Origin of the sequence: Streptomyces dysideae, assembly GCF_001514305.1 — a bacterium.
Taxonomy (GTDB): Bacteria; Actinomycetota; Actinomycetes; order Streptomycetales; family Streptomycetaceae; genus Streptomyces; species Streptomyces dysideae.
This window is the reverse complement of sequence record NZ_KQ949102.1, coordinates 120,351-144,255: the sequence shown is the minus strand read 5'-3', so window position 1 is coordinate 144,255 and position 23,905 is coordinate 120,351. Positions and strand designations below refer to the sequence as shown.

The window sequence follows — 23,905 nt, the reverse complement described above, 5'->3', positions numbered from 1 at the left end:
GAGGTCAGTTCCCGCGCGTAGAGCAGAATCGGGGTGTCCGCGCCGAACTTCTGCTGCATCCTGGTCAACCACTCGTCCGGCGATTCGCTGCCGTCCGGAGCCGGCATCAGGGCATGGTCGGAGAGCACGTCGCCGCCCACGGTGATCTTGATCAGCTCGCGCTGGTCGTCGCCCGCCATGACTGCGCGCGCGGCGCCGATCACTCCCTTCCAGACGACTTCGGGGGTGACCAGTCCGCAATTCCACCCCTCGACCCGGGTGCTGACGCCGGTCGTGGGGGACTGCACGGTACACAACTGGGTCGTCGTCATGACTGCCTTCCTCTCTAGATGTACGGCCTGGGGAGCAGCGCTCGGAACCAGCGGCGCCCGGCAGGACGGAACTCTTCGCGGTCAAGTGGTGGATTTCTTCCTGCTGTTCGGCCGTCAAGCGGCCCGCGCCGGGGGGCTCTGCTGCTGCCCCGCCAGCCGGTCGTGGACGAGTCGGCCGCCGGCGATCGTGAGGTCCACCTGTGCCTCGCACAGGGCGTCCGGTCCTTCCCGCAGCACGTCGACGTCGAGGACCACGACGTCGGCAGGGGAGCCCGGCGCCAGGGTGGCCGGACGCCGGTGCAGATGGCCCGAGCCTGCCGTGTACGCCCGGAGGATCTCCGGCACGCCGATCCGCTCCTGCGGGTTGAACGGGGCCGGCCGGTAGTCCGTTCGACCAGGTGCTGACCGAGCTGGGCCGTCGCTTGCTGATCACCAACTACGGTGTCGAGGAGGGCCCCGGCTGGGCCAGCTGCGTCATCGAGCTGACCGCGCGGGTCTTTTCCGTGCCGTCGCACGGCAGCCGCGCCGAGCGTGACGCGCGGGCGGCGGCCCGGTTCGTGGACACGATGGTCGAGGCGAAGCCCGCTGCTCTGTGTCGCGCCTTCGGATGGTCGCGGGAGAGGGCCGTTGCGGCCCTGGAGTCCTGAGGCGGGGTAGACGTATCACCGTCCGGGACCCGCGGCGCCGGCCCGGCGCCTGCGTGACCGGCCCGGACTCCAGCACGGGCGTCAGCCTGTACGGGGGCCCGGTGACATCCACCTCCGCGTAGGCCGACCGCCGACGCTGCCCGCCTGCATCCGGCTGATCGTCCAGCCGGCAGCGGGTCGGTACGGAGGCCTGGCATTCCAGATAGCCGACGGGCCGGAAACGTCCTGGCATCCAAGCCGGGCCCGACCGCCGGATCCGACGAGTTGGACCTCGGCACTCCCCAGAGGGCACCGCGACCGCCTCCAAGCCGGCACCACCGACTCAAGGTCAACGCGTATGTCCGGCCGCACCGGTGGGCCGTCGCTCTCGGCCTGCTGTGCGCCCTGGTCGGGGCGGCCGGGGGGGGCTGCTGCAGCCGCTGGCCACGAAGGCGCTGGTGGACCGGCTGAGCGATGTCGCTGAGCCGCGCATCGGCCCAGGCCGGCCTCCGCCAGGCGCTGACGGAGGCCGGGGCCATCGGCGACGAGCGCGCGAGATCGACGCCGATCAGCCGGCCGACCGAGGACTCCGCACCCTCCTGACTCGAACCGTACGCGGAGTTGAATTGGATCGCGGCGTCAGGCCCGCGGGCCAAACGGCCCGCTCCCGCGCGGACACCACGGCCGCAAGGCGGTCCGTGAACTGCGCTCAAGCCCGGGGACGCGCCAACGGGCCGGTCCACCACGCGTCCACGAGTGACTGTGTGCATTCATGCTCTCCCCGACGCCGTGGGAGCCACGTTGAGCCTGGCCAGGGCGCTGGGCCACTCCTCCGGGTAGAACACAGGATGCTCGCCGCCGCGGTGGTCATCGACCCGACTGGACGCCTGGTCGCTTCTCTCAGCCTGACCGTCGTCGGCGCGACGCAGCCCCGAGGGCGACAGCCGCAGAAAATGCCCGCCGCCTGAGAAGGCGCGAAAGCAGGCCGATCCCCGTCCTCGCCAGGCTCGTGCGTGTGGGCTGCGGCCCACTCTCAATGGCTGCTTGTTCAATCGACTTGCTCGTGAGACTAAGTCGGTAATATGGGCCCATGGCTCATGTCCCAGCGGCCGAGCGCCGCCCTCAACTGATCAAAGCAGCCATCGACCTCATGACGAGAGAAGGAGTCTCGGCCGGAAGCACCCGTGCCATCGCCACCGAACTGGGCGTCGCTCAAGCCACCGTGCACTACACGTTCGGCACGAAGGAGGGGCTCTACCGCGCCGTCATGGAACAGCTCACGGCGGAGCTGCTGGCGCAGGTCGAGCAGGCCGTTCCGGAGGATGCCGGATTCGAGGAGACGGTCGGCACATTGGCCTCAGCCCTCTGGAGCACGGTGCGCGAGAAGCCGGGCCACCACCTCCTCCTCTCGGAGCTGAGCATGTTCGCACTCCGCACGCCCGCGCTCAACGAAGCCCTTGAGAGCCACTATCGTGGCGTGGTCGAAGTGACGGCGAGGCTCGTGACGCAGGCGGCCGAGCGTGCGGGTCAACCCTTGGCCGAGCCCGCAGAAACAGTCGCGCGATTCTTCCTCTCCGGTTTCGACGGGCTCGTCATGCAGCGCCTGACCCACCCCGACGAAGAGGCTGAGGCAACCTGCCTGCAAGCCTTCATCGCCTCCGTTGTGGCGCTGGCACGCGGTCAGCTGAGTCTCGTGGCCGTCCCGGCGTTCTGACCGAGCTCGACGACGACCGGCGGTGGAGTCTGGTTCCGGGGCCCCTGAACCTCAGGGGTGCCAGCTCGTGCGGCCTGCCCCGGCGCCACGCCGTACTCGCGCGCGAAGGCTCTGGCGAAGGCGAACTCCGAGGGGTAACCGAGGGGTTGGGCGATCGCGTGCAGCGGGGAGTTGTCCTCACGCGGGAGGCGCCCCGCGCAGGTCATGCGCCACCGGATTCAGATGGGCGAGCCGCGGCGAACCGACCATCTCGGTGAACCGACGGGCGAATACAGCACGGCACAGCCCACCCTCGACCGCCGGCTTCTCCACGTCCACGTGTGGACGGGATCGGTATGGATGGCGCGCAGAGCAGCCCCGATCGCGGGATCACGCAAGGCTCCGGCCCACCCGTGGTCCACGTCCGGACCCGCTCATTGCTCGGCAGATGTCGGCATGGCGCCGCCCCTGGCGCACGAGGTGAGGTTCCCCCGAGATGCGGAGTGTGGTGACAGAGGGCCAGATGGGACACGCCGCCTCCGGACTGGTCACCCTGGTAGCCGGGTCGCGGGCACGGCTCGGCCACGTGTACCGGGGCACGCCCTATCACCAGTACTTCACAGCGGCGGAACGCATCTCGCCGCGTACGACGGGCGCCCGCACTGGGGCAAGCTTCATACCCGCAACGCCGACCACTTCACCGAGACCTACCCGCGCGTCGGCGAGTTCACCGCATTGCGTGACCGTCTCGCCCCGGACCGGCGCTTCGTAAACCCCTACCTGCGACGGGTCCTGGGCGACTGAACCGGCCACGGGTGCCTACGGCGCGGGCCGAAGGCACGGGCCAGCAGCCTCCGGAGGCTGTCATGCCCGTAGCTGTCCGCCCGAGTTCCGCCGCCCTCGATCTGGTCGCCGCCGGCCGGAAGGTCGCCGAGGTGGCCAAGCTCCTGGGCATCAGCGATGCAGACCATCTACGTCTGGCGCCGCCGGCATCTGATCGACACCGGGCACATGCCCGGTGTCCCCACGCACGAGCAGGCCGAACTGACTCCACCCAACGGGGCAGGCCTCGGACTCTACGAAACTCGGGGCAGCGCACCCCTCGAGCCCGGTGACACCACCCCCAGGCCGACCGATCGACAGGGGAGAACAGTCACACCGGGCCCGGAGGCTGGCGGCCTTCTGGCGGGGACCGCGAGGAACATGACGAGGGATCACGGATTCGAGTGAGTGAGCTCGGGCTCCTTCTCTTGAGCGACCGAGGTCTTGACCCCTGCTCCAGCCTTGGCCTTATTCACCGCCCCTACTTCCGCGCTACGGCCCTTGCCCGGAAGCAGGAGGGCCACGGACACCGCCCCCACTCCCAGGATCGCCGCGCCCACCAGGCTGGTGTGAGCCACCGCGTCCGCGAAGGACGAGCCGACCGCGTCCGCCATCTGGTGGGCGCCGTTGGCGAGTTGGTCGGCCTGCTCCTGGAGCTGCGCGGCCTGCTGCGGGTCGGTCGCCCGCGCTGCTCGTTCGGCGAGCTGCCGTGCCTGGTCGCCGATGCCCTCGGCGACCCCGTACCCGGCGGAGACCGAGTCCTGCGCCTGGCTCAGTGCGTCGGCCGGGAGCTTGCTGCCGTCGGTTGCGTCCGACAGGTTCGACGAGTACGAGGTCGACAGCAGCGAACCGAGTATGGCGATGCCGATCGCCCCGCCCAGTTCCTGCGAGGTGTCGTTGACCGCGCTGCCCACGCCCAGCTCCTCCTCAGGGAATGCACCCATGATCGCGTCCGTGCAGGGCGAGAGCGCCAGGCCGATCGCGAGCCCGAGTGCGATGAGGGGTGCCACGAAATCGCCGTACGACGACGACTTGTCGACCTGGGTGAGCAGCGCGAGTGCCATCGTGCCGCCGACCATGCCCGCGACGATCGTCGCTTTCATGCCGATGCGCGGGGTGAGGTAGCCGGTCAGCACGGAGCCGGCGAAGACCGCGCCGGCGAGCGGCAGCATGCGTATGCCGGTCTCCAACGCGTCGTATCGCAGGACGAACTGGAGGTGCTGGGTGAGGTAGAAGAAGGCGCCGAAGACCGCGAGCAAGAACAGTACGACGGCGATGTTGGCACCCGTGAACGCGCGGTTCGCGAAGCGGCGCAGGTCCAGGAGGGGGTGCGGGTGGTGCAGCTCCCAGAGGACGAACGCCACGAGCCCCACGACCCCGATGACCGTGCCCGTGACCGCCTTGGCGTCCCAGCCGTGCGGGGCCTCGATGAACATGAAGACCAGCGCGGCGATCCACACCACCGACAGCAGTCCACCGACGTAGTCGATCCGCGGCGCGTGCATGGCCTTGGACGGCGGTACCAGGACGAAGACGCCGACGATGGCGAGGGCGATCACGGGAACGTTGATCAGGAAGGTGGACTGCCAGCTGAAGCTCTCCAACAGCATGCCCGCGATCAGCGGTCCGGCGGCGATGGCGAAACCGGCGGTGCCCGCCCACAAGGTGATCGCCTTGGTCCGCTCGGCGCGCGGGAAGGTCGCGGCGAGGAGGGAGAGCGTGGCGGGCATGATGAGCGCCGCGCCGACACCCATCACCGCACGGGCCGCGATGACCCCGGTCGCGCTGTCGACGAGTGAACCCCATATCGCTCCGCCGCCGAACAGGACGAGCCCGAGAACGAGCGCGCCGCGTCGGCTGTACTTGTCGCCGATCGCGGCGAACAGCAGCATCAGGGCGGCGTAAGGGATGGTGTAGCCGTCAATCACCCACTGCAGGTCCGTGCTGGACACGCCGAGGTCCTGGGTCATGGAGGGAGCTGCGACCGTGAGGGCGGTGTTGGCCATCACGATCATCAGCAGGCTCAGACAGAGCACGAGCAGAGCCCACCAGCGCCGGGCGTAGGGCCCGTTCATTCTCTCGACCGGTTCGTTTATGAACACACGCATGTGCTGGGTTCCTTTCGCGAAGGGGGGTCCGCGCGATGCCCCTGCGGGCAGGGGGCGGGTGCACGGAACGGCAGGGAATGCCGCGAGCATCCGTTCGACAGACTTTATCACCCGACAAAGTCGATAGATCAAGCCCGGTGTCACGTAGCTGTCGTGAGATGCGTCGCCCAGTGGGGTGCTCGCTTGCCGCGCCGAGGGGTACCGCGCGGGCGCCGCTTGCCGCGGGCACCCGCAAGTGGGCGCTGCGACGGGATCGGCGACCCATGTGGCTCCGCTGGGGGAGCGCGCAGCTGTCGCGAGGGCGCCTCGGCCGACGGGATGATCACCAGGTGCCCGTGTGGATCCCCGCGGGGATCCGGGCACTTCATGAGGGGATGAACTCGTAGGGACCAGCGACTTCGTGTCGCTCCATGTGCCGCTGTCCGCGGCCACAGAGGCCCGAGCGCACTTCGCAGGAGGAGCCCCTCCGGCAACGTGCTGCCGGAGGGGCTCCTCCTGGATCGGGCGGGGCCGCGGAGTCAGGGCGTGAGTACGAGCCGGATCGGGTCGCCGATCTTCTTCTCCAGGCGGGCGACGGCGTCCGCCGCGTCGGCCAGGGGTACGTGGGCGGTGATGGACGGGGCCAGGTCGATCCGCCCGGCGGAGGCCAGGCCGATGAGCTCTTCCACGTGCTCGGGCCCGGAGCCGTAGTGGCCGCGGATCTGGTTGCCCTGGACGCAGAAGCCCATGCTGTCGCCGATGGTGCTCGGCTCCGGCGTGAGCCCTGCCAGGACCAGGACCCCCTCGGGACCGAGCGCGGCGGTGGCCTGTGCGCGGGCCGCGGGGACGCCCGCGAAGTCGAACACGACCTGAATGCCCCGTCCGCCCGTGGCCTGGTCCACCGCGTCGGCGAAGTCCGCCGAGGTCGGGTCCAGCGCGACACACGGTGCCAGAACCGACGTCACCACTGGTCCAGGGTCCTTCACACCGGAGGGCCCTGGCCCATGCCCACAGTGGACAACGGACAGAACGAAACCCCATCCATAACTTCGGCTCACCCGCCCACCCCGGCAGCAGCACAGGGTCGGACACAGGGGCGGCGAGCATCGGTTCCGGCAGTGTCCGCGTCACAGCCCATGCCTTCCACCCAGCCCGCCCGTCGGCAAACCGAGTGCGCGTACGCACCCGACTACCGGCCCGACCATGGCAGGTCAGCGCACTACAACACCTCGCCGGGGGCTGTGTGCTGGGCTCCTGGCGCACGTCCAGGCAGCAGCGCAGCCGGACACTGGCTGCCCCGGATCCCGTGCCGTACGGTCTGACGTCGCGGTCGCCCACCGTCCGCAACGGATCCCACCGAACCCGGCGGTGCCGCCGGTACGGCCGAGAGATCTGAACCAATACCGGGAATCAGGCGGCGACGAGCTCCTGCTCGCGGTCCGGCGTTTTGACCTTGGGCTTCTTGTTCGGCAGCGAGAGCCGGAAGACCTTGTGCCACGCGGAGAACACCTGCTTGGGCAGCGGCCCGGTGACGTACTCCAGCTCGTACTTCTCGAACAACGCGCGCACCTTCACCGCGACCTCGGCGTACCGGTTGCTCGGCAGGTCCGGGAACAGGTGGTGCTCGATCTGGTGCGACAGGTTGCCGGTCATGAAGTGCATGGCCTTGCTGCCGCTGATGTTCGCCGAGCCCATCATCTGGCGCAGGTACCACTGGCCGCGCGTCTCGCCCTTGATCGAGCGGCGCTCGAAGACCTGTACGCCCTCGGGGAAGTGCCCACACATGATCACCGAGTGGGACCAGATGTTGCGGACCAGGTTCGCGGTGAACGTGGCGGCGAGCGTGGTGAGGAACGACGGGCCCGACAGCAGCGGGTGGATCACGTAGTCCTTGAGCACCTGCTTGCGGATCTTGCGGCCCACGGCCTTGGCCCGCGCGCGGAACTCCGGGTTCTTGCGGCGGCGCTTGTGCAGGTTCTTGCCGAGCTCCAGGTCGTACGCTGCGATGCCGTACTCGAAGAAGCAGGCGTTGATGAAGTTCCACAGCGGCTGGCCGAGGTGGAACGGGTGCCACTTCTGGTCCTCGTCGACGCGCATGATGCCGTAGCCGAGGTCGTTGTCCTTGCCGATCACGTTGGTGTACGTGTGGTGCAGCTCATTGTGCGAGTGCTTCCACTGCTCGGACGGCGAGACGTGATCCCATTCCCAGGTGGTGGAGTGAATCTTCGGGTCCCGCATCCAGTCCCACTGACCGTGCAGGACGTTGTGGCCGATCTCCATGTTGTCCATGATCTTCGCCACGGACAGACCGGCGGTGCCGAGCAGCCACGCGGGCGGGAAGATCGAGAACAGCAGCACGCCCCTGCTGACCAGCTCGAGCTTGCGCTGCACCGAGATGACCTTACGGATGTAGGCGGCATCCTTCTCGCCGCGGCCGGCGATCACCTCGTCGCGGATCGCGTCGAGCTCGCGGCCAAGCTCCTCGATCTGCTCCGCGGTCAGGTGGGCGGTGGGGTCGATGGCGGTCAAGGTGCTCCTACCGTTCGATGTCGCAGGGGCCCGCCGCGGCGGACACGCAGGTCTGGATGAGGACGCCCGGCTCGGCCTCGGTGATCTCGCCGGTGCGCAGGTCACGGACGGCGCCCGCCTTGAGCGGCGTGACGCAGCCGAAGCAGATGCCCATGCGGCACCCGGAGGGCATGAGCACGCCGGCCTCCTCGCCGATGTCCAGCAACGGCGTGGCGCCGTCCGCGTCGACGGTCTTGCCGGTGGCGCTGAACGTGACCTCGCCGCCGTCGCCGGTGACGACGGTGCTGGGGCGGAAGCGTTCGGTGTACAGGCGCTCTTGTACGCCGTGCTCGGTCCAGTGCTCTTCGGCGGCGTCGAGCAGGCCCGCGGGCCCGCAAGCCCAGGTCTCGCGCTCGGCCCAGTCGGGCACGAGTTCGCCGAGACGGGCGATGTCGAGCATGCCGTCGGTGTCGGTGTGCACCTCGGTGAGCCGCAGCTTCTTGTCCGCGACCAGGTCGTGCAGTTCATTACGGAAGATCACGTCTTGCGGCCGTGGCGCGCAGTGAACCATGACGACGTCGTCGAACTCGGTGTCGCGCAGCATGCCCATCACGGGCGTGATGCCGCTGCCGGCCGTCAGGTAGAGCACCTTGGCGGGCTTGGCCTGCGGCAGCACGAAGTCACCGGTCGGCTGGTCGAGCTGGATCAGCGTGCCCGGTTTCGCCCTGCGGACCAGGTGGTTGCTGACCTTGCCGTCCGGGATCGCCTTCACGGTGATCGTGACGCGGCCGTCCTGGCGGTTTGCCGGCGAGGTGATGGAGTAGGCACGCCACAGGCGCACCCCGTCGACGTCGACCCCGATCCGCACGTACTGACCGGCCGTGTGGCCGCGCCAGCCCCGTCCCGGCCTGATCACGACGGTCGCGGCGTCATTCGTCTCGGGGTGCACGGCCTCGATGCGCCCACGCAGGTCAGCGCCCGCACGCAGCGGGCTGACCAGGTCGAGGTAGTCCGACGGCAGCAGCGGCGTCGTGACCATCTCCAGCAGTTTCCGCGCCCTGCTGCGGAGGGCTGTACTCGTCATGGCTCCAGCTTGCTGCGCCTCAAGGCGTAAAGTCCTGACCGCAGGACGTAAATCTGGTCGGCTGAATTGTTCGCAGGGAACAAAACGTGAGCCATGCAATCCGGAGGGCCGGCGAACTGGCCCTGGATGAGACGACGGCCACCGCACTTCGGGCCGCGCTGAAGACCACCGCCGACGAGGTCGTACAGGCGATCATCGACGAGGTCCCTTCCTACGCCAACGCCCTTTCGGGCCGCATGGGCGGCACCATCCGCCGAGCCGTCCGCACCGCCCTGGGGCACTACCTGGACCTCGCGAGCGGGAACGCCACAGGCGGCGACGCCGGTGACGCAGCCTACGAGCTGGGCCGCGGCGAGGTGCGCGACGGCCGTTCGATGGACGCCCTGCTCAGCGCCTACCGCGTCGGCGCCCGCGTGGCCTGGCGATGCCTGGCAGCGGGTGCCGTACCCGCAGGTCTGCCCGCCGCCGAGGTCGCCAAGTTCGCCGAGCTGACCTTCGCCTACATCGACGAGCTCTCCGCCGCGAGCGCCGCGGGCCACGCCGACGAACTGGCCGCCCGGGGCAGGGCCCACGAGCGCCACCTGGAACACCTGGCCCGCGACCTCCTCGCCGGCGCGAGCCCGGACGTGCTGCTGGCCTCTGTTCAACGGGCCGGGTGGCAGCCTCCGGTTTCGCTGACCGCGGTCCTGCTGCCCGCCGCCCAGGCCCGGCCTGCCTACCGCGCGCTCGACCCGAGCACCCTCGTCCTCGACGATCTGCCGGACGCCACCGGTGTGCTGCTCGTCCCCGATGCCGACCGATCACATCTCCTGCGGCAGCTGACCGACCGCACCGCCGTGGTCGGCCCGGCCCGGCCGTGGACTCGTGCGTCCGCCTCGTACGCACGAGCCGTACGCGCGCGCTCCCTCTCCTCTGATATTCGCGACACCGAGGACCACCTGCCCGAGCTGGTGCTGAGCGCCGACGTGGACGCGTTCGCAGACCTGCGTGCCCGAGCCCTCGCACCGTTGCGGACCTTGCCTGTCGCAACCGCACGGCGGCTGGAGGAGACGTTGCGGGCGTGGCTGCTGCACCAGGGCAGGCGGGACGAGGTGGCGGCGGCGTTGTTCGTCCATCCCCAGACGGTCCGGTACCGGATGTCGCAGCTGCGGGAGCTGTTTCCGGATCTCGCATCGCCACACCGGGTCCTTGAACTGACGCTGGCGGTCGGTCTTCGGGTCAGCTGACGTGTACTTCGACCGTCCACGACCGCGTCCGCGAGCGGTCCAGGAATCGTGCCTCGTTCTCGGTGCCATCAGCTGGCTCATGCGGCCCGGGGAAGAGCGGTATGAGCCAGCTTGAGACCGGGGGTGACGTGAAGACCAGACAAGGCCTCGGGAAGCCGGTCGGGGGCGCTGTCTCTGAGAAGCGCGGTGGCGGATACGGCTCGACTGGATCCGGTGGACGATGCGCACCGGCCCGCTCGTCAACGCGCTCATCGAGCATCTGGTCGGTGATCTGGGCCGCTATGCCCTGGAAAACGGCTTTCATGTCGTCGTGGAGGGCGCTGTCCTGACACGAGCTGACCCACGGGCGCGCGGCGGGCTGCAGCTGGGTGACCGGCGGGGCGGCCAGGCCGCGTCACCAGGGGCGGGGGGCCGGGCCGCTCGCGCCGGGGACCACCGTGGTTCTGCGATGGCCCCGTGCCTCCCTTCCGACAGGTCAGCCGGACGACCGACCGGGCCGGCCTGGCACACCGCGCGAGGGATGATCCGGGCCGGGTACGACCAGACCCTGACCATCAGCCCCTTCAGGATGCAGTACCTGTACCAGGCCACCGCGTGATCGACGGGGGGTTGTGGGTGTGGACTCCCGAAGATCGCGCGGTGGCCGCGGGCTGTAGCGCGGACCCTACCCGTCGGCAGTCGATGTTCATGACGACGGCGTCCGCACCGGGCTTCGAACCGCATCCGCATGAAATCCGCCCCACCTGTCCGCAACACGCCGTGCCCGCCACGCTACCGCCGGAGGGGGGCGCACAGCGTTGCAGAGGCCAGGTCACAGCTTCGGCTCACCAGATCCGGATGCGCACCCCTTGCGCTCCCCTCCACGTATGGCCGCCCCGCGAACTGACCTACTCGACAAAAGCACCTTCGTCGGCAGCGAGTGGAGGTGTGCCCTCAGCAGAGATGATCTGCGTCCGGCGATCACAAAATCCGCTGCCCCTTCCGCACTGCCAGCCGGATGATGACCCGCGCTCGGCAGGGCCTCCTATGTGTGGCCGGCGTCTCTGGCCGTGTCGCACGCCGCACGGTCGAGTCAGCACCGGTGTGCGGTGCGACCAGCCCCGATGACTGCATAATGCCTGCATTGCTGCCAGAATGCAGGCATGACCGCGATCGCGATCCGGGATGTCCCGGACGACACAGTGTGGGTTCAGGCTTACCGGCGCCGGCTCGCCGGTGCATGCGCTTCGACGTGCTCCGGTCGACGGATCGAGTCGGCCACCGGACGCCGGTTCAGGCACGAGTGAGGTCGGACAGGAGTGCGGGCAGGAGGCGTTCCTCCATGACCGTGCTGCCCGATGCCTCCATCGCGAGGGCCAGTCCGGGGTCCCAGGGGCTGGCCGCGGGCGGTCCCGCGAGCGGTGTGGACCCGCCCTTGCCGAGTGCCGCCGTGTAGTCGGCGGCGGTCATCCGCCAGGGTCGGGCGCCGTGTCGGGCCATGGCGTTCGCGGTGATCCGCAGGCCGGCCCAGTCGAAGTCGGCGCGCCAGTGCAGCCGGGCTCCCGCGCGTACGGCGTCGCCGAGCAGTTTGTGGCAGGCGGCGGACGGGACGCCCTCGGTGCAGACCAGGGCGGCGACGCGGCTGGCGGACCGCAGTTCGCCGGCCGCGGCGCGCAGGACGGCCGGGTTCTCGCAGACGAAGATGGTGCGGGCGGCGGGGACGACGGGGTCGGTGGCGAGCTGGTGGAGGGTGAGCCGGAAGGGGATGCCGAAGCCGGCGGCGTCACGCAGCCAGTCGCAGACGACGGTGTCGCCCCTGGCGCCGATGTTGAGGACGAGGACCTGGCTGGCGAGGTCGTCCGCGATGGCGCCGGAGCTCTCCCACAGAGCGCGCCGCCCGGCCCGGTCAGGCGGTACCTCCGAGCCGCCGCCGGTGCGCTGGGCGAGGGCCCGCAGGACGAGCTGCTCCAGCGGGGCGCCGGGCACGAGGGCCTTGGTGTCGCCGGTGGCCCACTCGGCGAGGACCGGGAGCGGCAGGACGCCGGGGACCCGCTTCGGGGAGCCCGCGGAGCGGTCCCCGTCACCGGTCAGCCTTTCCAGGACACGTACCGCCGCGTCGAGGAGCGGCGCGTCTCCCCGGCGTACGAGACGGGTGAGCGTGCCGTCGGCGGCGATCCGCTCCAGCCAGGCGGCGAACCATCCCTGCCCGGCGAGCCGACTGGAGTGGGCCGACTTCAGGGCGTCGTCGCGGCGTGCTTCCTCTTCGGCCCGTTCGGCGGGCCGGTCACGCAGCGGCCCGTGGAGACGGCCGAGGGTCTGGAGGAGACCGGTGCCGTAGCGGCCGTACAGATACCCGTCCAGATCACTCAGGGGTACAGCGAGGCGCTTGGCGGTCTCGGGCCGGTAGCGGCCGGTGATCCCGATGACGGTACGGCGCTCGGCCTCGCTGGGCCTCGTGAGCCCGATGTCGCCGTCGAGCGCGCCTCCGGTGCGCTCCAGCCTGCGGCGGGCGGCGGCGAGCAGCCGCCCCCATCCTTCGTCCCGCAACTCGTCGTACCCGTGGCCTTCACGCTCCTCAGTCGACAACCGCGGCCTCCTCGGGCGTCGGGACGCGCCGGGTGCCCGGCGAGCCGAGGGCGGCGGTGAGGTCCCCGGTGTCGTCGGCGAGGAGCCGGTCGCCGTCCCAGACGAGGAGCAGGGCGGAGACCGTGTGGTCGACGGCGGTGTGCGCGAGGTCGTAGTGGGCGGCGGCGGACACGGAGGCGTGGGCGGCCCACAGGTCGTAGCCGGTCATGAACAGGTCGAGGTCGAACTGCGCGGCCAGCGACATGAGTTCGCCGCGCCCGGTGTCGTCCACGCCCGCGAAGGCCTCGTCGAGGGCGAGCAGGCGGGGCGCGTGAGGGTCGGCGGAGTTGAGCATGGCGTGCGCGGCGGCGAACAGCGGCAGGTGCAGTGACACGGACTGCTCACCGCCCGACAGCCGGCTGTGCCGGGCGCGGGTGAGCCTCTCCTCGCTCTTGTCGGGGCGTACGAGCTGGAACGCGAACTGCCGCCAGCGCCGGTAGTCGAGGACCTCGGCGAGCAGTTCGCGGTAGGGCTGGTCGCGGTGGCGGGCGCGGGCGGTCTTGATCTGCGCGGCAAAGTGGGTGCGCACCCGGGTGAGCCCGTCGGGGCCGAGGCGGGCGGCGTCGGCGTCGAGGAGGGCGCAGACGGCACGCTGTTCGTCGTCGAGGTGGTCGGCGAGCAGCCAGCTCACCCCGACCGTCGTCCCCGAGGACATGGTGCGCCGGCGCATGTCGGAGTTCATCCGCCTGATCAGGTCGCGGGCGTCGACGGTGCGGTCGTGGATCTGCTGGGCGAGCCGGGTGAGCAGGGCGTCCTCCAGGATGCGCTGCTCGGACTCGGAGAGCAGTTCGGCCTGGTCACGGCGGTGGGAGGAGATCTTCTGGGCGAAGGCGGCGACGGGCAGCGGACCCTCCTCGTCGGCCACGCGTACGACGATGATCCCGTCGGAGCCGTCCCATTCGGGCCGGTAGTCCTGTCCGGCGGCGGCGAGTTGCGCCTGCAGGTCGTCCAGGGCCTTGGTGAGACGGGTGACGGACTGCTTGAGGCTGGTCTCGGTGGGGGTGAGGTCGCGGGTCGCGGCCAGGATCGCCTCGTGTACGGCGACCACGGCCGGCGGGAGTGCCTCGCCGGCCCAGTCGGCCTCCTGGGCGGGCCAGGCGAGGCCGGGCGGGCAGCGCAGGATGTCGAGGAGTTCGCGGGCGGCGTACGGGCGCAGGCCGCGGGCGGTGTCCTTCTCCTCCGCCGCGGCGACCGCCCCGGCCTCGGCGGCGGCCGTACGGCGGGCCTCGGCCGAGGCGGTGCCCGCGATCGCGGCGTGCTGGGCCGTGCGGGCCGCCTCGGCCTCCCGGGCCAGGGCGTCGATCCCGTCCTCGGCCTCCTGCACCTGGCGCATCACCTCCTGGGCCTCGGCCCCGACGGCCGCTTGGAGGGCCTCCAGCCCCGCGGCCTCCTCGGCGTGCCGGCGGCGCGCCGCGCGCTCGGTGTCCGCCGCCGCCTCCTCGTCCTCGGCGGCGGCGGTGAGCCGGTCGGCGCCCGCCTGGGCGGCCTCGGTCTGGCGGGCGTGTTCGCGGCGGCGGGCGGTGAGTTCGCGGACCGCCGCCTCGAAGGCGCGGGTGGCGGTCTCCACGGCGTCGACACGCTCGGTCTCGATGCCGTGCTCGGCCGCGGTACGGCGCAGGGCGCGCTCGGCGACCGAACAGGCGGCCACGCTCTCGTCGTACGAGGCCTGGGCGGCGTCGGCGGCGTCACGGGTGGCGCGCAGCCGCGCGGCGGCCCGGTCGAGTTCGCGCAGGGCCTGCGTGATGCCGGTGGTGCGGGGCAGCGCGGCGCGGGCGGCGGCGTACGCGTCGAGGGCGGCGTCCGTACGGGCCTGCACGCGCCCCAACTCGTCGAGTTCGGCGGCCAGTTCGGCCAGCAGCGCCTCGCAGGCGGCGATCCGGGCGGCGCGCCGGCGGGCGCGGGCGGTGGCGCCGACGTACTCGGCGTGCTCCTTGGTGTGGGCACCGACCAGGACACCGGCCGCGTACCGGCCGTCCGGGCCGATCTGCGGGGTCCCGGTGCCGAGGTCACCGGTGACGGCGACGGAGCGCAGTACGGCGGTGACGCGGGCGGCCGGGATCGCGGCGTCGCCGTCGAGGTCCTCGGGCGCCTCGGGCTTCAGGAGGTCCGCGAGGCTCGGTCCGCCCACCGGGGCACCGGCCCGGAGGTAGCCCTCGCTGTGGCCGGCCGCCACGGGGGTGTCCTCGGCGGTGACGAGGGCGTCGAGAAGACCGGACGCCTCCATGGCCGCTTCCAGGTCCGCTCGCTGATGATCCGTCAGATCGCTGCCGAAATCGACGAGTTGCCACAGCGGCACACCGTCACCGGACGCCCTGTCGGAGGTTCGGCCTCGGGCCGGGGGTGGGGCGTCGTCGTGCTCGGCGGCGATCCGGTCGCGTTCGGCCTCCGCCTCGGCGCGGCGGCGCTCGACGTCCGTGCGCTGGGCGCGCAGGGCGGCGAGGGTGTCGCGCAGTTCCTGTACGGCGGGAGCGGTGGCATCGGTGAAGGCGTCGGCGAGCGTGACCGCGTCGGCCTCGCCGGTGAGTTCGAGGGCTTCGGCGAGCCGGCGGGCACCCTCCTCGGCCAGGAGCGTGCCGTGTGCTTCCGTCCACCGGCCGAGCACTGTGCGGGCCTCTTCGCGGGCGGATTCGAGGGCCGCCTCGGCAGCGGTTTCGGCGGTCTCGGCCGCGGCGACGGCCTCCTGCGCACGGTCGAGCGAGCCCCGGGCGAGGTCACGGGTCTGCTCGGCGCCGCGTGCCGCCTGCTGGGCGGCGCGCACGGCCCGGACGCCCTCGTGTCGGGCGGCGGCGAGCGCGGCGGAGCGGTCGGCGAGCCGGGCGGGCTCGGCGTCGGCCGGGGTCCAGGGGAGTCCGGCGGTGTGGGCGTGGTCGGCGACGGTGGCGGCATCGCGGGAGACGGCGGCGTCGAGTTCGGCGGCGATCCGGGCGGCGTGTTCGGCCTCGGCGCGGGCGCGGCCGGTGGCTGCCGTACGGCGCTCACGCTCGGCGGTCGCCTGCCGGGCGGTCTGCTCGCAGGTACGCACCAGGCGTTCCAGGTCGGCCAGTTGCTCGACGGCCTGGTAGGCGGCGGAGGAGCGCAGCTGGTCCAGGCGGGCGCGCTGGGCGGCGAGCGAGGCGTCGGCCGACTCGGCGCGTGTCTCGGCGGCGGCCTGCGCCTCGCGGGCCGCCGCCAGGTCCGCGGCGGCGGCGCGCAGGGCTGCGGCGCGCTCGGCGGTCTCATCGCGGCGGGCGGTGAGCCGGTCCGCGGCGGTGCGGGCGTGGACCCGCAGATAGGTGGAGTAGCTCGCGAGGAAGGCGCGGGTGGCGTCGTCGGCGGCGGCCAGCCCCTCCAGGGTGCGCTGCACGGACTCCATGTCGTCGAAGGAGCGGGCCGCCTCGGCGATCAGGTCGTCGTCGAGCGGGCGCAGGCCCGCGGTGAGGGTGTCGGAGAGCTTGGCGGGATCGAGGTTCTTGGCCAGCTGCGGGCGGCGCAACGTAAGGATCAGGGTGAGCAGTTGCTCGTACCGCTCCCGGCCGAGGCCGAACAGGCGCTGGTCGACGGCGGCGCGGTAGTCGGCCGTGGAGGCGATCAGCTCGCGTCCGAGTTCGGCGGCGAGCTGCTTCCTCGTCATCGGCCGGTCGTCGTCGGTGAGGAGGGAGAAGTCCTCGCCCACGCGGCCCTCGGCGACGAAGTGCCACCGGGCGGGTGTGTCGCGGTGCCGCTGGGCGTGCAGCCCGATGCCGCAGGTGACGGCCTCGCCGGTCTCCCGGTGGGTGAACTCGATCCAGACGTAGCCGAGCGCGCTGTCCTGCCCGCGGAAGAGCAGGTTGGACTTCATCGTGCGGTCCTCGGCGGCGAACGGGTTGAGCCGCTTGGGGTCGATGCGCCCGTCGAGGACGAACGGGAACAGCACCTCCAGCGCCTTGGTCTTGCCGGACCCGTTGGGACCGCGCAGCACCAGCCAGCCGCCCGCGAAGGAGAACTCCTCGTCCCGGTAGTCCCACAGGTTGATGATCCCGGCACGGGTGGGGACGTAGCGGGCTGCCGGTGTGGGAGCGGGAGTGCTCACGGAGTCGGGTCCTTGGCGGTTTCGTCGTCGAACAGGGCGGTCTGGGCGGGTGGTTGGGGGGCCGTACGGGTCTTCACCCGGGCGGTGACCCCTCGGTAACGGGCAAGCAGAGGCAGCGCGAGGGCCCCGCCGTCGACCCGGACGATCAGCGACATGGCGGCCAGCAGGTCGAGAGCCTGGCCGAGCAGCCGGTCCGGGTCGCCGCGCAGATCGGCGGCGAAGCCCGCGCCGTACTCGCCGATGATCTCCTTGAGCCTGCCCCGGAGCCATGAGTCCGTGACGAAGGGGTACCGGGTCTCGCCCGGCTCGTGATCCGCGTCGACGACGGTCTCGTACGCCGACTCCTCATCGGGCTCGGCGAGTTCGGTGAGTTCGGCGACCGTCCCACGCGACGGCAGCGCGCCGTCGATCCGCCGGGCGCGGGCCGCGAGGCGTTCGGCGGCCGTGGGTGCGGGCAGCAGTTCGAGGGCGTGTCGTCCGGAACGCTGCACGGCGGCGCTGATCCGGGCGGCGAGCAACAGCGCGGCCTGCGCGACCGTACCGCCGCCGGGGAAACGGACGTCGGACAGCCTGCCGGAGGTGTCGATGAGCGCCACGCCCTCCGCCCGCCGCTCCACCGACAGCCCGGTCAGCCGCTCCAGGTCCTCGGCGAGTGCGGGGGCCCGCAACTGGCCCAGGAGTTCGGTGTCGGCGTCGGCGTAGTAGGCGACCGGGTTCTCCAGCACCAGTCGGCGGGCGCGGCGGGCCTGGTCGCGGCGCTGAGCGGCTCGGCCTGCTGACAGGCCCAGCGCGCCGGAGGAGTCCAGCAGCGCGGTGACGGAGGTCAGGTGCTGCAGGACGCGGGTCGGGTGGTGGACGGCGAGGAGGATCTCGCGGTCGATGTCGTACAGGGCCTCGGCGCGCTCGGGATCGCCTGCCCAGGCGGTGGCGGAACCGTCGGCGAGGGTGAGCGCGCCGCGTTCGGTGAGCCAGGTGACGGCGTCGACGAAGGCGTCACGGTCGGGTTTGCGGGCGGTGTCGAGGCCGAGCCCGTCGATGCGCACGGCGTCGGCGGCGACCGCGTCGGCCAGTTCTCCCAGCGCCACCTGCGCGCCGTGGCGGCCGAGGGCCGCGAGAGTGAGGACGAGGTAGGCGTAGCGGCGGCGGTCGAAGGGGCGGCCCGCTCGGGTGAGGGCCGGGCGGGTGGCGTCCAGACCGTCCTGGGCGCGCTGGAGGCGGGCGGTGTCGGCGGTCGTGACGAGCCGGTAGCCGAGCACCTCCATCAGGTCGGTGCGCAGCTGATCGGCCCAGCGGCGCACGGTCGCCAGCGCCGCCCTGTCCGGGTACCCGGACGTGACCAGGGGGTGCCGCAGTACGAGCCGTACCGCCTTCTGGTAGTCGGCGAGTTCGAGCGGGGAGACGCCCTCGGCAACACGGCTCATACGACGGCCTCGCTCATGGGGTGACCTCCAGGCGCAGCCCGTCGAGATGGAGACGGCCGCGCACGGTGTCGACGGTGGTGAAGCCCTCGGCGGGGGTGAGGGTGAGTCGTACCCCGTGGGCGGAGCCGGAGGCGGCGGTGACACGGCGGCTGGCGGGGACACGGGCGGCGAGCGTCACGTCCAGCAGGGCGAGCAGGGCCCGCGTCTCCGGCTCGTCGAGCGTCCGGCCGTACACGCCGTCCGACGCGAGGGAGTTCGCGGCACCGCGGCGCTCGGCCTGCTCCTTGATCTGCCCGGCGCGCAGCAGGGCCCGCCGGTCGTCGTCGCGTTCGATGCGGCCGGGGCCGTGCAGGGCTGGGGTGCGGCCGGACTGGACGAGGGTGCGGGCGAGTTCGACCGGCTCGGCCTCCCACCAGGACGTACGGGACGGGATCCGCTCGGGGTCGGCGTACGGGACGGCGATGTGGCGGGGCGCGCCGAGCCCGAAGACCGCCTGGAACAGGGCGTGCGCGTCCTCGTCGCTCTCGCAGGAGGTGAACCACTGGGCGAGATGGCGCAGTTGACTCTCCCGGCTCACCCCGCCCCGGCGGGCCTCGGTGACCCGGCGCAGCAGGGCGAGGACGGAGCGGATCGCGGTGACGGTGGCGTCCTGCAGCCGCTCGGTCTCGCTGTGCTCGCGCTCCGCGAACCAGTGGACGATGCCGTCCCACCGGTGCCGCCAGTCCGCCAGGCGCTCGGCGGGGCTGCGGAAGAGCCGCTCGTCGGCCTCGGCCGCGTACTCGATCATGCGGTCCACGCCGGTGGCCGCGGCCTTCTCGACCGCCTCGGCCAACAGCGGTGCGTAGCGCCCGAGTTCGGCGGTGAACTCCCGCATGTGCGCGAGGAGGGTGTCCTTGTGGGCGAGGAACACCTCGGGCCGGGTGTCGTTGGTGCGCGCCAGGTCGCCCAGCATGAGGTAGAAACGGGCGGCGCGCTGCGCCATCTCGTTCAGCACCGAGTCGAGCCGGCCGAGCTTGCGGTACACCTCTTCCCCGTCGCCCGCGGTGTTCGCCTCGGCCAGCGCGTGCAGGTCGCCGAGAATGTCCGGGAAGACGAGACGCGAGAGCTGGGCGTCCTCCAGACTCGCCCCGAGCACATCCTCCACGGCCCGGTACGCCCGGTATCCGGCCTGGGTGAACTGGTACACGTAGTGCCGGTTGCGGTACTCGGCGAGGTTCGCGGCGCGCGTCCCGTCGTACGACCGGTCCAGGACCTGCCACTCCGCGAGCGCGTCGAGCAACGGCTGCACACCGGCCGACCCGCCGACAACGCCCGCGGCGGGATGGTCGGCGGCGAGCCGCTCCAGCAGTCCCACCGCGTCCGAGGCGTGCAGCAGTACCTGGTAGTTGGCGCGTCCGCGGTCGAAGGCCCGCAGCAGCCACAGGTACTCGTGCCGCTTCTCGGCGGCGGCGAAGTGGAACAGCCGCAGCCGGTCGTCGAGGGAGAACGCGTCGATACCGAACGCGGCATCGTCGACAGGGTCCACAGCCTGAGGCTCCGGGGCGTCCGAGCCCGACGCAGGGACCAGGCCGAGGTCCGGGGCGGGGTCCAGGGCGTCGGGCTCGTCACTCACGGGTCTGACGGCTTCCTCGCTACGGCTGGGCACGTATTCGCTCGCCCCGGCCGTGCGGCCCGGGACTCCGGACCAGTCTGCCGCACTCCCACGGGTTCGGGGAACCGGCTCTCGGGGTCGCACCTCCTGTGCTATTTTGCGCGTTTCGCACTCCGTGCGGGGCGCACTGGTTCCCGTCCCCGCGTTGTGTCTGTTCGCGGCAGGCATGGGGCTTCCTGGTGCGGTGGCGCACACCGGGGCGCTTCCCGGCCTGGAGTTCCTGCCCCTCGACTTCGCGGGTGCCGCCGCCGCGGAACAGGCGACCGCCGCGGGCGTCGACTGGCGGCACGCGCACGCGGTCTACGCGTCGGCGGCCGGCCAGGGCGAAGGCCAGGTACTGACCGCGACCCCGGAGGCGTACGACGGCACGGGAGTCTGGGCGGTGGACATCTGCAAGCCGTGAGCACGGCCGCCACGGTCCGCCCGGATCGCCTCCGACGTGGCGGACCGTCTCGACGAGGCCGCCGCCCACTTCCGCCAGGTCGCGGAGGCGCTGCCGGGGCAGTGACCGCGAAGGCGGGTCGCCGCCGGTAGGGACTCGGTCCGACCGACGACGACCCTCCCACCGGATCACCCCGGTGAAGCAGCCAAGGACTGCTCACTCCCGCGTGCCCTCCCCGCTGTCCCGCGCGGAGAGCACGTTGCGGTCAGCGGCCCGGTCGCGTCCCGTACAGGCCCAGGCCGGACGTGGACAGATCGCCGCCGAGCTCGGCGGGCAACGGCACCTCTTCGCCGTACTTGCCGTGGACGACGCTCCGGTACTCGCCTTCCCCGGGCCGGCCGAACAGCGACCACGTGCCCGTCCGCGGGTCGACCTGCAGCAGACGAGCGACGCCCGCAGCCGCGTACCACGCGGTCTTCTCGTCGATGCCCTTGAGCCGCTCGGTCGGAGAGATGACCTCCACGGCCAGTTCGACCGCGTCGGCGTCCAGGAGCCAGCCGTCGTCGTCCTTGAACGTACGAGGGCCGATGGTCAGATCGGGGGTCGCGTAGTCGTCCGGATCATCGGGCATCGGGACGGACACGTTCTCGAACGCCTCGTACGCGGCCGAGAGCCCGGGGCGGACGGCATCGCGCAGGTCGATGATGATCCCGGCGTGCCTGCCGCTCGGTCCCGGGGACACCACGAGTGTTCCCCCGATGATCTCCACACTCATGCCCGTGGCCTGCTCGATGCTCTCCGCGGCCTCGCGCAGGTGCCCACGACGGACGGGAATGGGGTGATGAGCCGGGGTGCCCAAGGTGACACCTCTCTCCTTGCCTGGCTGGAGCTTCTGCCGAGAGCGTCTCAACACTCACGCGGCGTGGATTTCACTGTACGGCGGAGAGGGAGAACAGGATGGCTCGGCTCATTCCTGGTTGCCTTCTTGATCTCGGCGATGAGGTCGAGTCCTTCCTGCACCGCATCGTCGAACTCGGGATCCTGCCGGACGGCACGCCCCGCATCCCCTCTCGTCGGACACTTCTCCGGTTCTCGACGTAATTCTTCAGGCATTTCGTCGAAGTCGTCGGAGATGTGGATCTTCTCCCGGAGCGAGCCCCTGCCGGTCCGCCTCACCTCGGGAAGCGGCGACACCATCTTGGCCGCCAGTCCCCTGCCTCGCCGGTCACGCCACTCACCCGCCACCCAGGCCGTTCCACTGCCGCCGCGAGCTCGCTCCCGACCGGCCCAGCCACGATTTCCGGTGCCTTCAGCTCGGCCCACACCGTCTTCCCGATCCCACCCGCGCGTTCCTCGACGCCCCAGCGTTGAGCCATCGCCTCCACGAGCAGCAGCCCGCGCCCGCCTGTCTCCTCGTCACCGGGGACCCGAACCTCGGGTTTGCCCGCGCCCGCGTCGCTGACCTCCAGCCGCAACAGCCCGTCCGTCGGCGATCGCGCGATCCGTACGCCCACCTGCCGGTCGCGCGGCACGGGCACGCGCAGCGCGTTGGTCACCAGCTCGGAGAGCACCAACTCCGCCGACTCCAGGACGTCTTGGCTTACGCCCCAGCCGCCGAGTACGGCGTGTAAGGCGGCCCGGGACCTCGGCACGCTCTGACGGGACCGGGGCAGGCGGAAGGTGACTTCGTTCGGTGCAGCCATGGCAGCCCCCAGAGGGTCGACGCGCGGCCGGAGCCCCATAGAGACAGCAAGTCGAGCCATGGGACGCCGATGTCCATGGCCAGCAGAATGCACGCGCAGCATCCGAATCTGCAACGTTGCCAACTAGGATGCTCTCAATCTTCCTCCTTTCCAGTTAATGCCGCCCCGGCGTTTCCACAGCTCCGTTAAAGGTGTGAGCATGCTTGCGAAGAGCACCACCCCGAACCCGTCCACTGTGCTCGGCCGCCAACTCGGCGTCGAGCTCCGCCGGTTGCGAGAGGCCGCCGGTCTGACCACTGCCCAGGCAGCTGAGGCCCTCGACTGCACCAAAGGCAAGATCAGTCGGATCGAGAACGGTCGGGTGGCTGTACGGCTCCCAGACCTGACCGCGATGCTGCACGCCTACGGAGCGGCGGATCCTGAGCTTCGTGAGCGACTGAGCACTCTGGCCCGCAAGGCCAACCGCCGTCGCAGGCAGGGGTGGTGGAACCAGTACGGTTCCGTCCTCGCCGACACATATCGCGACTACATCGCGCTGGAAGCCATGGCCGGAGAGATCCGTACGTTCCAGGCCCAATTGGTCCCGGGCCTGCTTCAAACCCCGGACTACATCCGTGCCGTGACAGTGGCCTCACGGCAGTGGCAGTCGGCCGACGAGATCGAAAAGTTCGTCCAGGTTCGCCTCGCCCGACAGGAACGACTCGTCGGCGACTCCCCCTTGCGTCTGTGGGCCGTGCTGTCGGAAGCGGTCCTTCTCCAACAGGTCGGCGGCCCCCAGGTGATGCAAGCTCAGTTGGAGCACCTTCTGACCAGCTCCGAGCATCCGCACGTGACCATCCAGGTTCTGCCGTTCTCGCGCGGAGCACACGCGAGTATGTTCGGCCCGTACGTCGTACTGGGTTTCCCAGAGGAGGCAGCGCTTGACGTGGTGCTGGCGGACAACCCGACCGGCTCCATCTGGCTGGAGCGGGAGACGGAAGTCGCCCGTTACCAAGATCTGTTCGACGCCGCTCGCACGTCCGCACTCTCTCCGATGGAATCCCGCACCGTCATCCGACGCAGGGCCAAGGAGCACAGAACATGAATCGCGCACACCACAGCCCGCCAGACCTGTCGGGCGCGAAGTGGCGCAGCAGTACCTACAGCGGCGGCAACAACGAGTGCGTCGAGATCGCCGACAACCTTCCCGCCCTCATACCCGTCCGTGACAGCAAACGCCCCAAAGGTCCCGCCCTCTCGTTCTCCCCCCACGCATGGACCGCCTTCGTCGAGCACCTGCGCTGAGCGGGGTCCATGCAGCGAAGTTGAAGGCGTGGCCCGGCCCAGGGCCCGCCCACCCTCACCCGTACCCACGCCCGACCGTAGTCGCCCGCCCCCGTCACCCCTCCGCGCCAGGCGGGCGCCACCGCCCCGACGTGAACGCGCTCAGCAGTTCCCGGCCGGCAACCGTGAACGGATGGTCGGGCCCCAGGCTGTGTTCCCGTCGGGCCACGACATCCGTCATCAGCTCTGCCCCCCGCCTCCACATGGCCGAGCGCGGCCCGGGTTCGGGAGAGGAGCTGCTGGGCCGAGAGCGCGGTCGGGTAGTCGGGGCCGAAGCGTCGGCGGTAGGCCTCGGTGACCTGCCGTATCTCCTGGCCGGCCTCGTCGAAACGGCCCAACAGGTACAGCGCCCAGGCGCGGTTGTGGTGGGCGCCCAAGGTCACCGTGTGATCCGGGCCGAGAAGGCGGTCGCATTC

At 71.2% G+C, this 23,905-nt stretch carries 19 protein-coding genes and 3 pseudogenes; 8 read left to right on the top strand and 14 right to left on the bottom strand.

The features are described 5' to 3' along the window. On the bottom strand, nucleotides 1-311 hold a 311-nt coding region (locus AQJ91_RS34330), incomplete at its 3' end, for a hypothetical protein (protein ID WP_159054713.1). A 114-nt stretch (nucleotides 312-425) separates the two neighbouring features. Further along, nucleotides 426-668, bottom strand: a pseudogene (locus AQJ91_RS34325) (amidohydrolase family protein); the annotation flags it as partial. Nucleotides 669-709: 41 nt separating this feature from the next. Here AQJ91_RS34325 and AQJ91_RS34320 point away from each other — a divergent pair. The 3 genes from AQJ91_RS34320 (at nucleotide 710) to AQJ91_RS34315 (ending at nucleotide 2,651) form a co-directional block, all read left to right on the top strand. After that, nucleotides 710-958: a hypothetical protein gene (locus tag AQJ91_RS34320; protein WP_067029395.1), complete on the top strand. Its 249-nt coding sequence runs from the start codon at nucleotides 710-712 to the stop codon at nucleotides 956-958. 453 nt (nucleotides 959-1,411) lie between these two features. Continuing rightward, on the top strand, nucleotides 1,412-1,540 hold the full coding sequence (locus AQJ91_RS57530; RefSeq protein WP_267891267.1) for a hypothetical protein: 129 nt from the start codon (nucleotides 1,412-1,414) through the stop codon (nucleotides 1,538-1,540). Between the two features lie 487 nt (nucleotides 1,541-2,027). Beyond that, the gene (locus AQJ91_RS34315) at nucleotides 2,028-2,651 is read left to right on the top strand and encodes a TetR/AcrR family transcriptional regulator (RefSeq protein WP_067029393.1); all 624 of its coding nucleotides are present in this window, start codon (nucleotides 2,028-2,030) and stop codon (nucleotides 2,649-2,651) included. Here AQJ91_RS34315 and AQJ91_RS58770 read toward each other — a convergent pair. Next, nucleotides 2,618-3,043 (bottom strand): annotated as a pseudogene (locus AQJ91_RS58770) (helix-turn-helix domain-containing protein); the annotation flags it as partial. The gene AQJ91_RS34315 and the pseudogene AQJ91_RS58770 overlap by 34 nt on opposite strands. A gap of 170 nt (nucleotides 3,044-3,213) precedes the next feature. Here AQJ91_RS58770 and AQJ91_RS50555 point away from each other — a divergent pair. Beyond that, nucleotides 3,214-3,434, top strand: a pseudogene (locus AQJ91_RS50555) (D-arabinono-1,4-lactone oxidase); the annotation flags it as partial. A 410-nt stretch (nucleotides 3,435-3,844) separates the two neighbouring features. On the opposite strand, the gene AQJ91_RS34310 reads toward AQJ91_RS50555, so the two are convergent. The 4 genes from AQJ91_RS34310 to AQJ91_RS34295 form a co-directional block, all read right to left on the bottom strand. Further along, nucleotides 3,845-5,560, bottom strand: coding sequence for an MFS transporter (locus tag AQJ91_RS34310; protein WP_067029391.1), 1,716 nt, complete (start codon nucleotides 5,558-5,560; stop codon nucleotides 3,845-3,847). Between the two features lie 518 nt (nucleotides 5,561-6,078). Further along, nucleotides 6,079-6,504, bottom strand: a complete 426-nt coding sequence (locus AQJ91_RS34305) for a zinc-binding dehydrogenase (RefSeq protein ID WP_234383212.1) — start codon at nucleotides 6,502-6,504, stop codon at nucleotides 6,079-6,081. Between the two features lie 445 nt (nucleotides 6,505-6,949). After that, a complete protein-coding gene (locus AQJ91_RS34300) occupies nucleotides 6,950-8,068 on the bottom strand; it encodes a fatty acid desaturase family protein (protein ID WP_067029389.1) in 1,119 nt (372 codons plus the stop codon). A 7-nt stretch (nucleotides 8,069-8,075) separates the two neighbouring features. Continuing rightward, on the bottom strand, nucleotides 8,076-9,131 hold the full coding sequence (locus tag AQJ91_RS34295) for a ferredoxin reductase (protein WP_067029387.1): 1,056 nt from the start codon (nucleotides 9,129-9,131) through the stop codon (nucleotides 8,076-8,078). Between the two features lie 86 nt (nucleotides 9,132-9,217). Here AQJ91_RS34295 and AQJ91_RS34290 point away from each other — a divergent pair, with 86 nt between their 5' ends. After that, the gene (locus AQJ91_RS34290; RefSeq protein ID WP_067029385.1) at nucleotides 9,218-10,357 is read left to right on the top strand and encodes a PucR family transcriptional regulator; all 1,140 of its coding nucleotides are present in this window, start codon (nucleotides 9,218-9,220) and stop codon (nucleotides 10,355-10,357) included. A 1,272-nt stretch (nucleotides 10,358-11,629) separates the two neighbouring features. Here the strand turns inward: AQJ91_RS34290 and AQJ91_RS34280 are convergent. Genes AQJ91_RS34280 through AQJ91_RS34265 form a run of 4 tightly spaced genes read right to left on the bottom strand, consistent with a single transcriptional unit; the run spans nucleotide 11,630 to nucleotide 20,042 of the window. Then, nucleotides 11,630-12,922, bottom strand: a complete 1,293-nt coding sequence (locus tag AQJ91_RS34280) for a TIGR02679 family protein (protein WP_067029381.1) — start codon at nucleotides 12,920-12,922, stop codon at nucleotides 11,630-11,632. Next, on the bottom strand, nucleotides 12,912-17,009 hold the full coding sequence (locus tag AQJ91_RS34275; RefSeq protein ID WP_067029379.1) for a TIGR02680 family protein: 4,098 nt from the start codon (nucleotides 17,007-17,009) through the stop codon (nucleotides 12,912-12,914). The genes AQJ91_RS34280 and AQJ91_RS34275 overlap by 11 nt, the downstream gene beginning before the upstream one ends. After that, nucleotides 17,006-18,430 (bottom strand): TIGR02678 family protein, encoded by a 1,425-nt coding sequence (locus AQJ91_RS34270; RefSeq protein WP_067029377.1) that lies wholly within the window; start codon nucleotides 18,428-18,430, stop codon nucleotides 17,006-17,008. Before AQJ91_RS34270 ends, AQJ91_RS34275 begins: the two co-directional genes overlap by 4 nt. 13 nt (nucleotides 18,431-18,443) lie before the next feature. Further along, nucleotides 18,444-20,042: a TIGR02677 family protein gene (locus tag AQJ91_RS34265; protein ID WP_234383211.1), complete on the bottom strand. Its 1,599-nt coding sequence runs from the start codon at nucleotides 20,040-20,042 to the stop codon at nucleotides 18,444-18,446. A 223-nt stretch (nucleotides 20,043-20,265) separates the two neighbouring features. Between AQJ91_RS34265 and AQJ91_RS34260 the strand changes: the two genes are divergently transcribed. Beyond that, nucleotides 20,266-20,484, top strand: coding sequence for a hypothetical protein (locus AQJ91_RS34260; RefSeq protein WP_067029375.1), 219 nt, complete (start codon nucleotides 20,266-20,268; stop codon nucleotides 20,482-20,484). A gap of 244 nt (nucleotides 20,485-20,728) precedes the next feature. Here the strand turns inward: AQJ91_RS34260 and AQJ91_RS34255 are convergent, their stop codons facing one another. From AQJ91_RS34255 to AQJ91_RS34250, 3 genes are read right to left on the bottom strand one after another with little or no spacing between them, the layout of a single operon-like run. Then, a complete protein-coding gene (locus AQJ91_RS34255; protein WP_199848091.1) occupies nucleotides 20,729-21,322 on the bottom strand; it encodes a Uma2 family endonuclease in 594 nt (197 codons plus the stop codon). A gap of 47 nt (nucleotides 21,323-21,369) precedes the next feature. Continuing rightward, the gene (locus AQJ91_RS53940) at nucleotides 21,370-21,660 is read right to left on the bottom strand and encodes a hypothetical protein (RefSeq protein WP_159054712.1); all 291 of its coding nucleotides are present in this window, start codon (nucleotides 21,658-21,660) and stop codon (nucleotides 21,370-21,372) included. Continuing rightward, nucleotides 21,636-22,166 (bottom strand): ATP-binding protein, encoded by a 531-nt coding sequence (locus AQJ91_RS34250; protein ID WP_079085426.1) that lies wholly within the window; start codon nucleotides 22,164-22,166, stop codon nucleotides 21,636-21,638. The genes AQJ91_RS53940 and AQJ91_RS34250 overlap by 25 nt, the downstream gene beginning before the upstream one ends. A gap of 199 nt (nucleotides 22,167-22,365) precedes the next feature. On the opposite strand from AQJ91_RS34250, the gene AQJ91_RS34245 reads away from it, so the two are divergent. Continuing rightward, entirely contained in the window at nucleotides 22,366-23,250 is an 885-nt protein-coding gene (locus tag AQJ91_RS34245) for a helix-turn-helix domain-containing protein (RefSeq protein ID WP_067029373.1), read from the top strand. Continuing rightward, complete coding sequence (locus AQJ91_RS34240; protein WP_067029371.1) at nucleotides 23,247-23,450, top strand: DUF397 domain-containing protein; 204 nt, start codon at nucleotides 23,247-23,249, stop codon at nucleotides 23,448-23,450. Before AQJ91_RS34245 ends, AQJ91_RS34240 begins: the two co-directional genes overlap by 4 nt. Nucleotides 23,451-23,905: the final 455 nt, after the last annotated feature.

Excerpts from the sequence above, each read along its gene's own strand:
- AQJ91_RS57530 (WP_267891267.1), top strand. The coding sequence starts at position 1,412 with ATGTCGCTGAGCCGCGCATCGGCCCAGGCCGGCCTCCGCCAGGCGCTG.
- AQJ91_RS34315 (WP_067029393.1), top strand. The coding sequence starts at position 2,028 with ATGGCTCATGTCCCAGCGGCCGAGCGCCGCCCTCAACTGATCAAAGCA.
- AQJ91_RS34310 (WP_067029391.1), bottom strand. The coding sequence starts at position 5,560 with ATGCGTGTGTTCATAAACGAACCGGTCGAGAGAATGAACGGGCCCTAC.
- AQJ91_RS34295 (WP_067029387.1), bottom strand. The coding sequence starts at position 9,131 with ATGACGAGTACAGCCCTCCGCAGCAGGGCGCGGAAACTGCTGGAGATG.
- AQJ91_RS34270 (WP_067029377.1), bottom strand. The coding sequence starts at position 18,430 with ATGAGCCGTGTTGCCGAGGGCGTCTCCCCGCTCGAACTCGCCGACTAC.
- AQJ91_RS53940 (WP_159054712.1), bottom strand. The coding sequence starts at position 21,660 with ATGGTGTCGCCGCTTCCCGAGGTGAGGCGGACCGGCAGGGGCTCGCTC.
- AQJ91_RS34250 (WP_079085426.1), bottom strand. The coding sequence starts at position 22,166 with ATGGCTGCACCGAACGAAGTCACCTTCCGCCTGCCCCGGTCCCGTCAG.
- AQJ91_RS34245 (WP_067029373.1), top strand. The coding sequence starts at position 22,366 with ATGCTTGCGAAGAGCACCACCCCGAACCCGTCCACTGTGCTCGGCCGC.
- AQJ91_RS34240 (WP_067029371.1), top strand. The coding sequence starts at position 23,247 with ATGAATCGCGCACACCACAGCCCGCCAGACCTGTCGGGCGCGAAGTGG.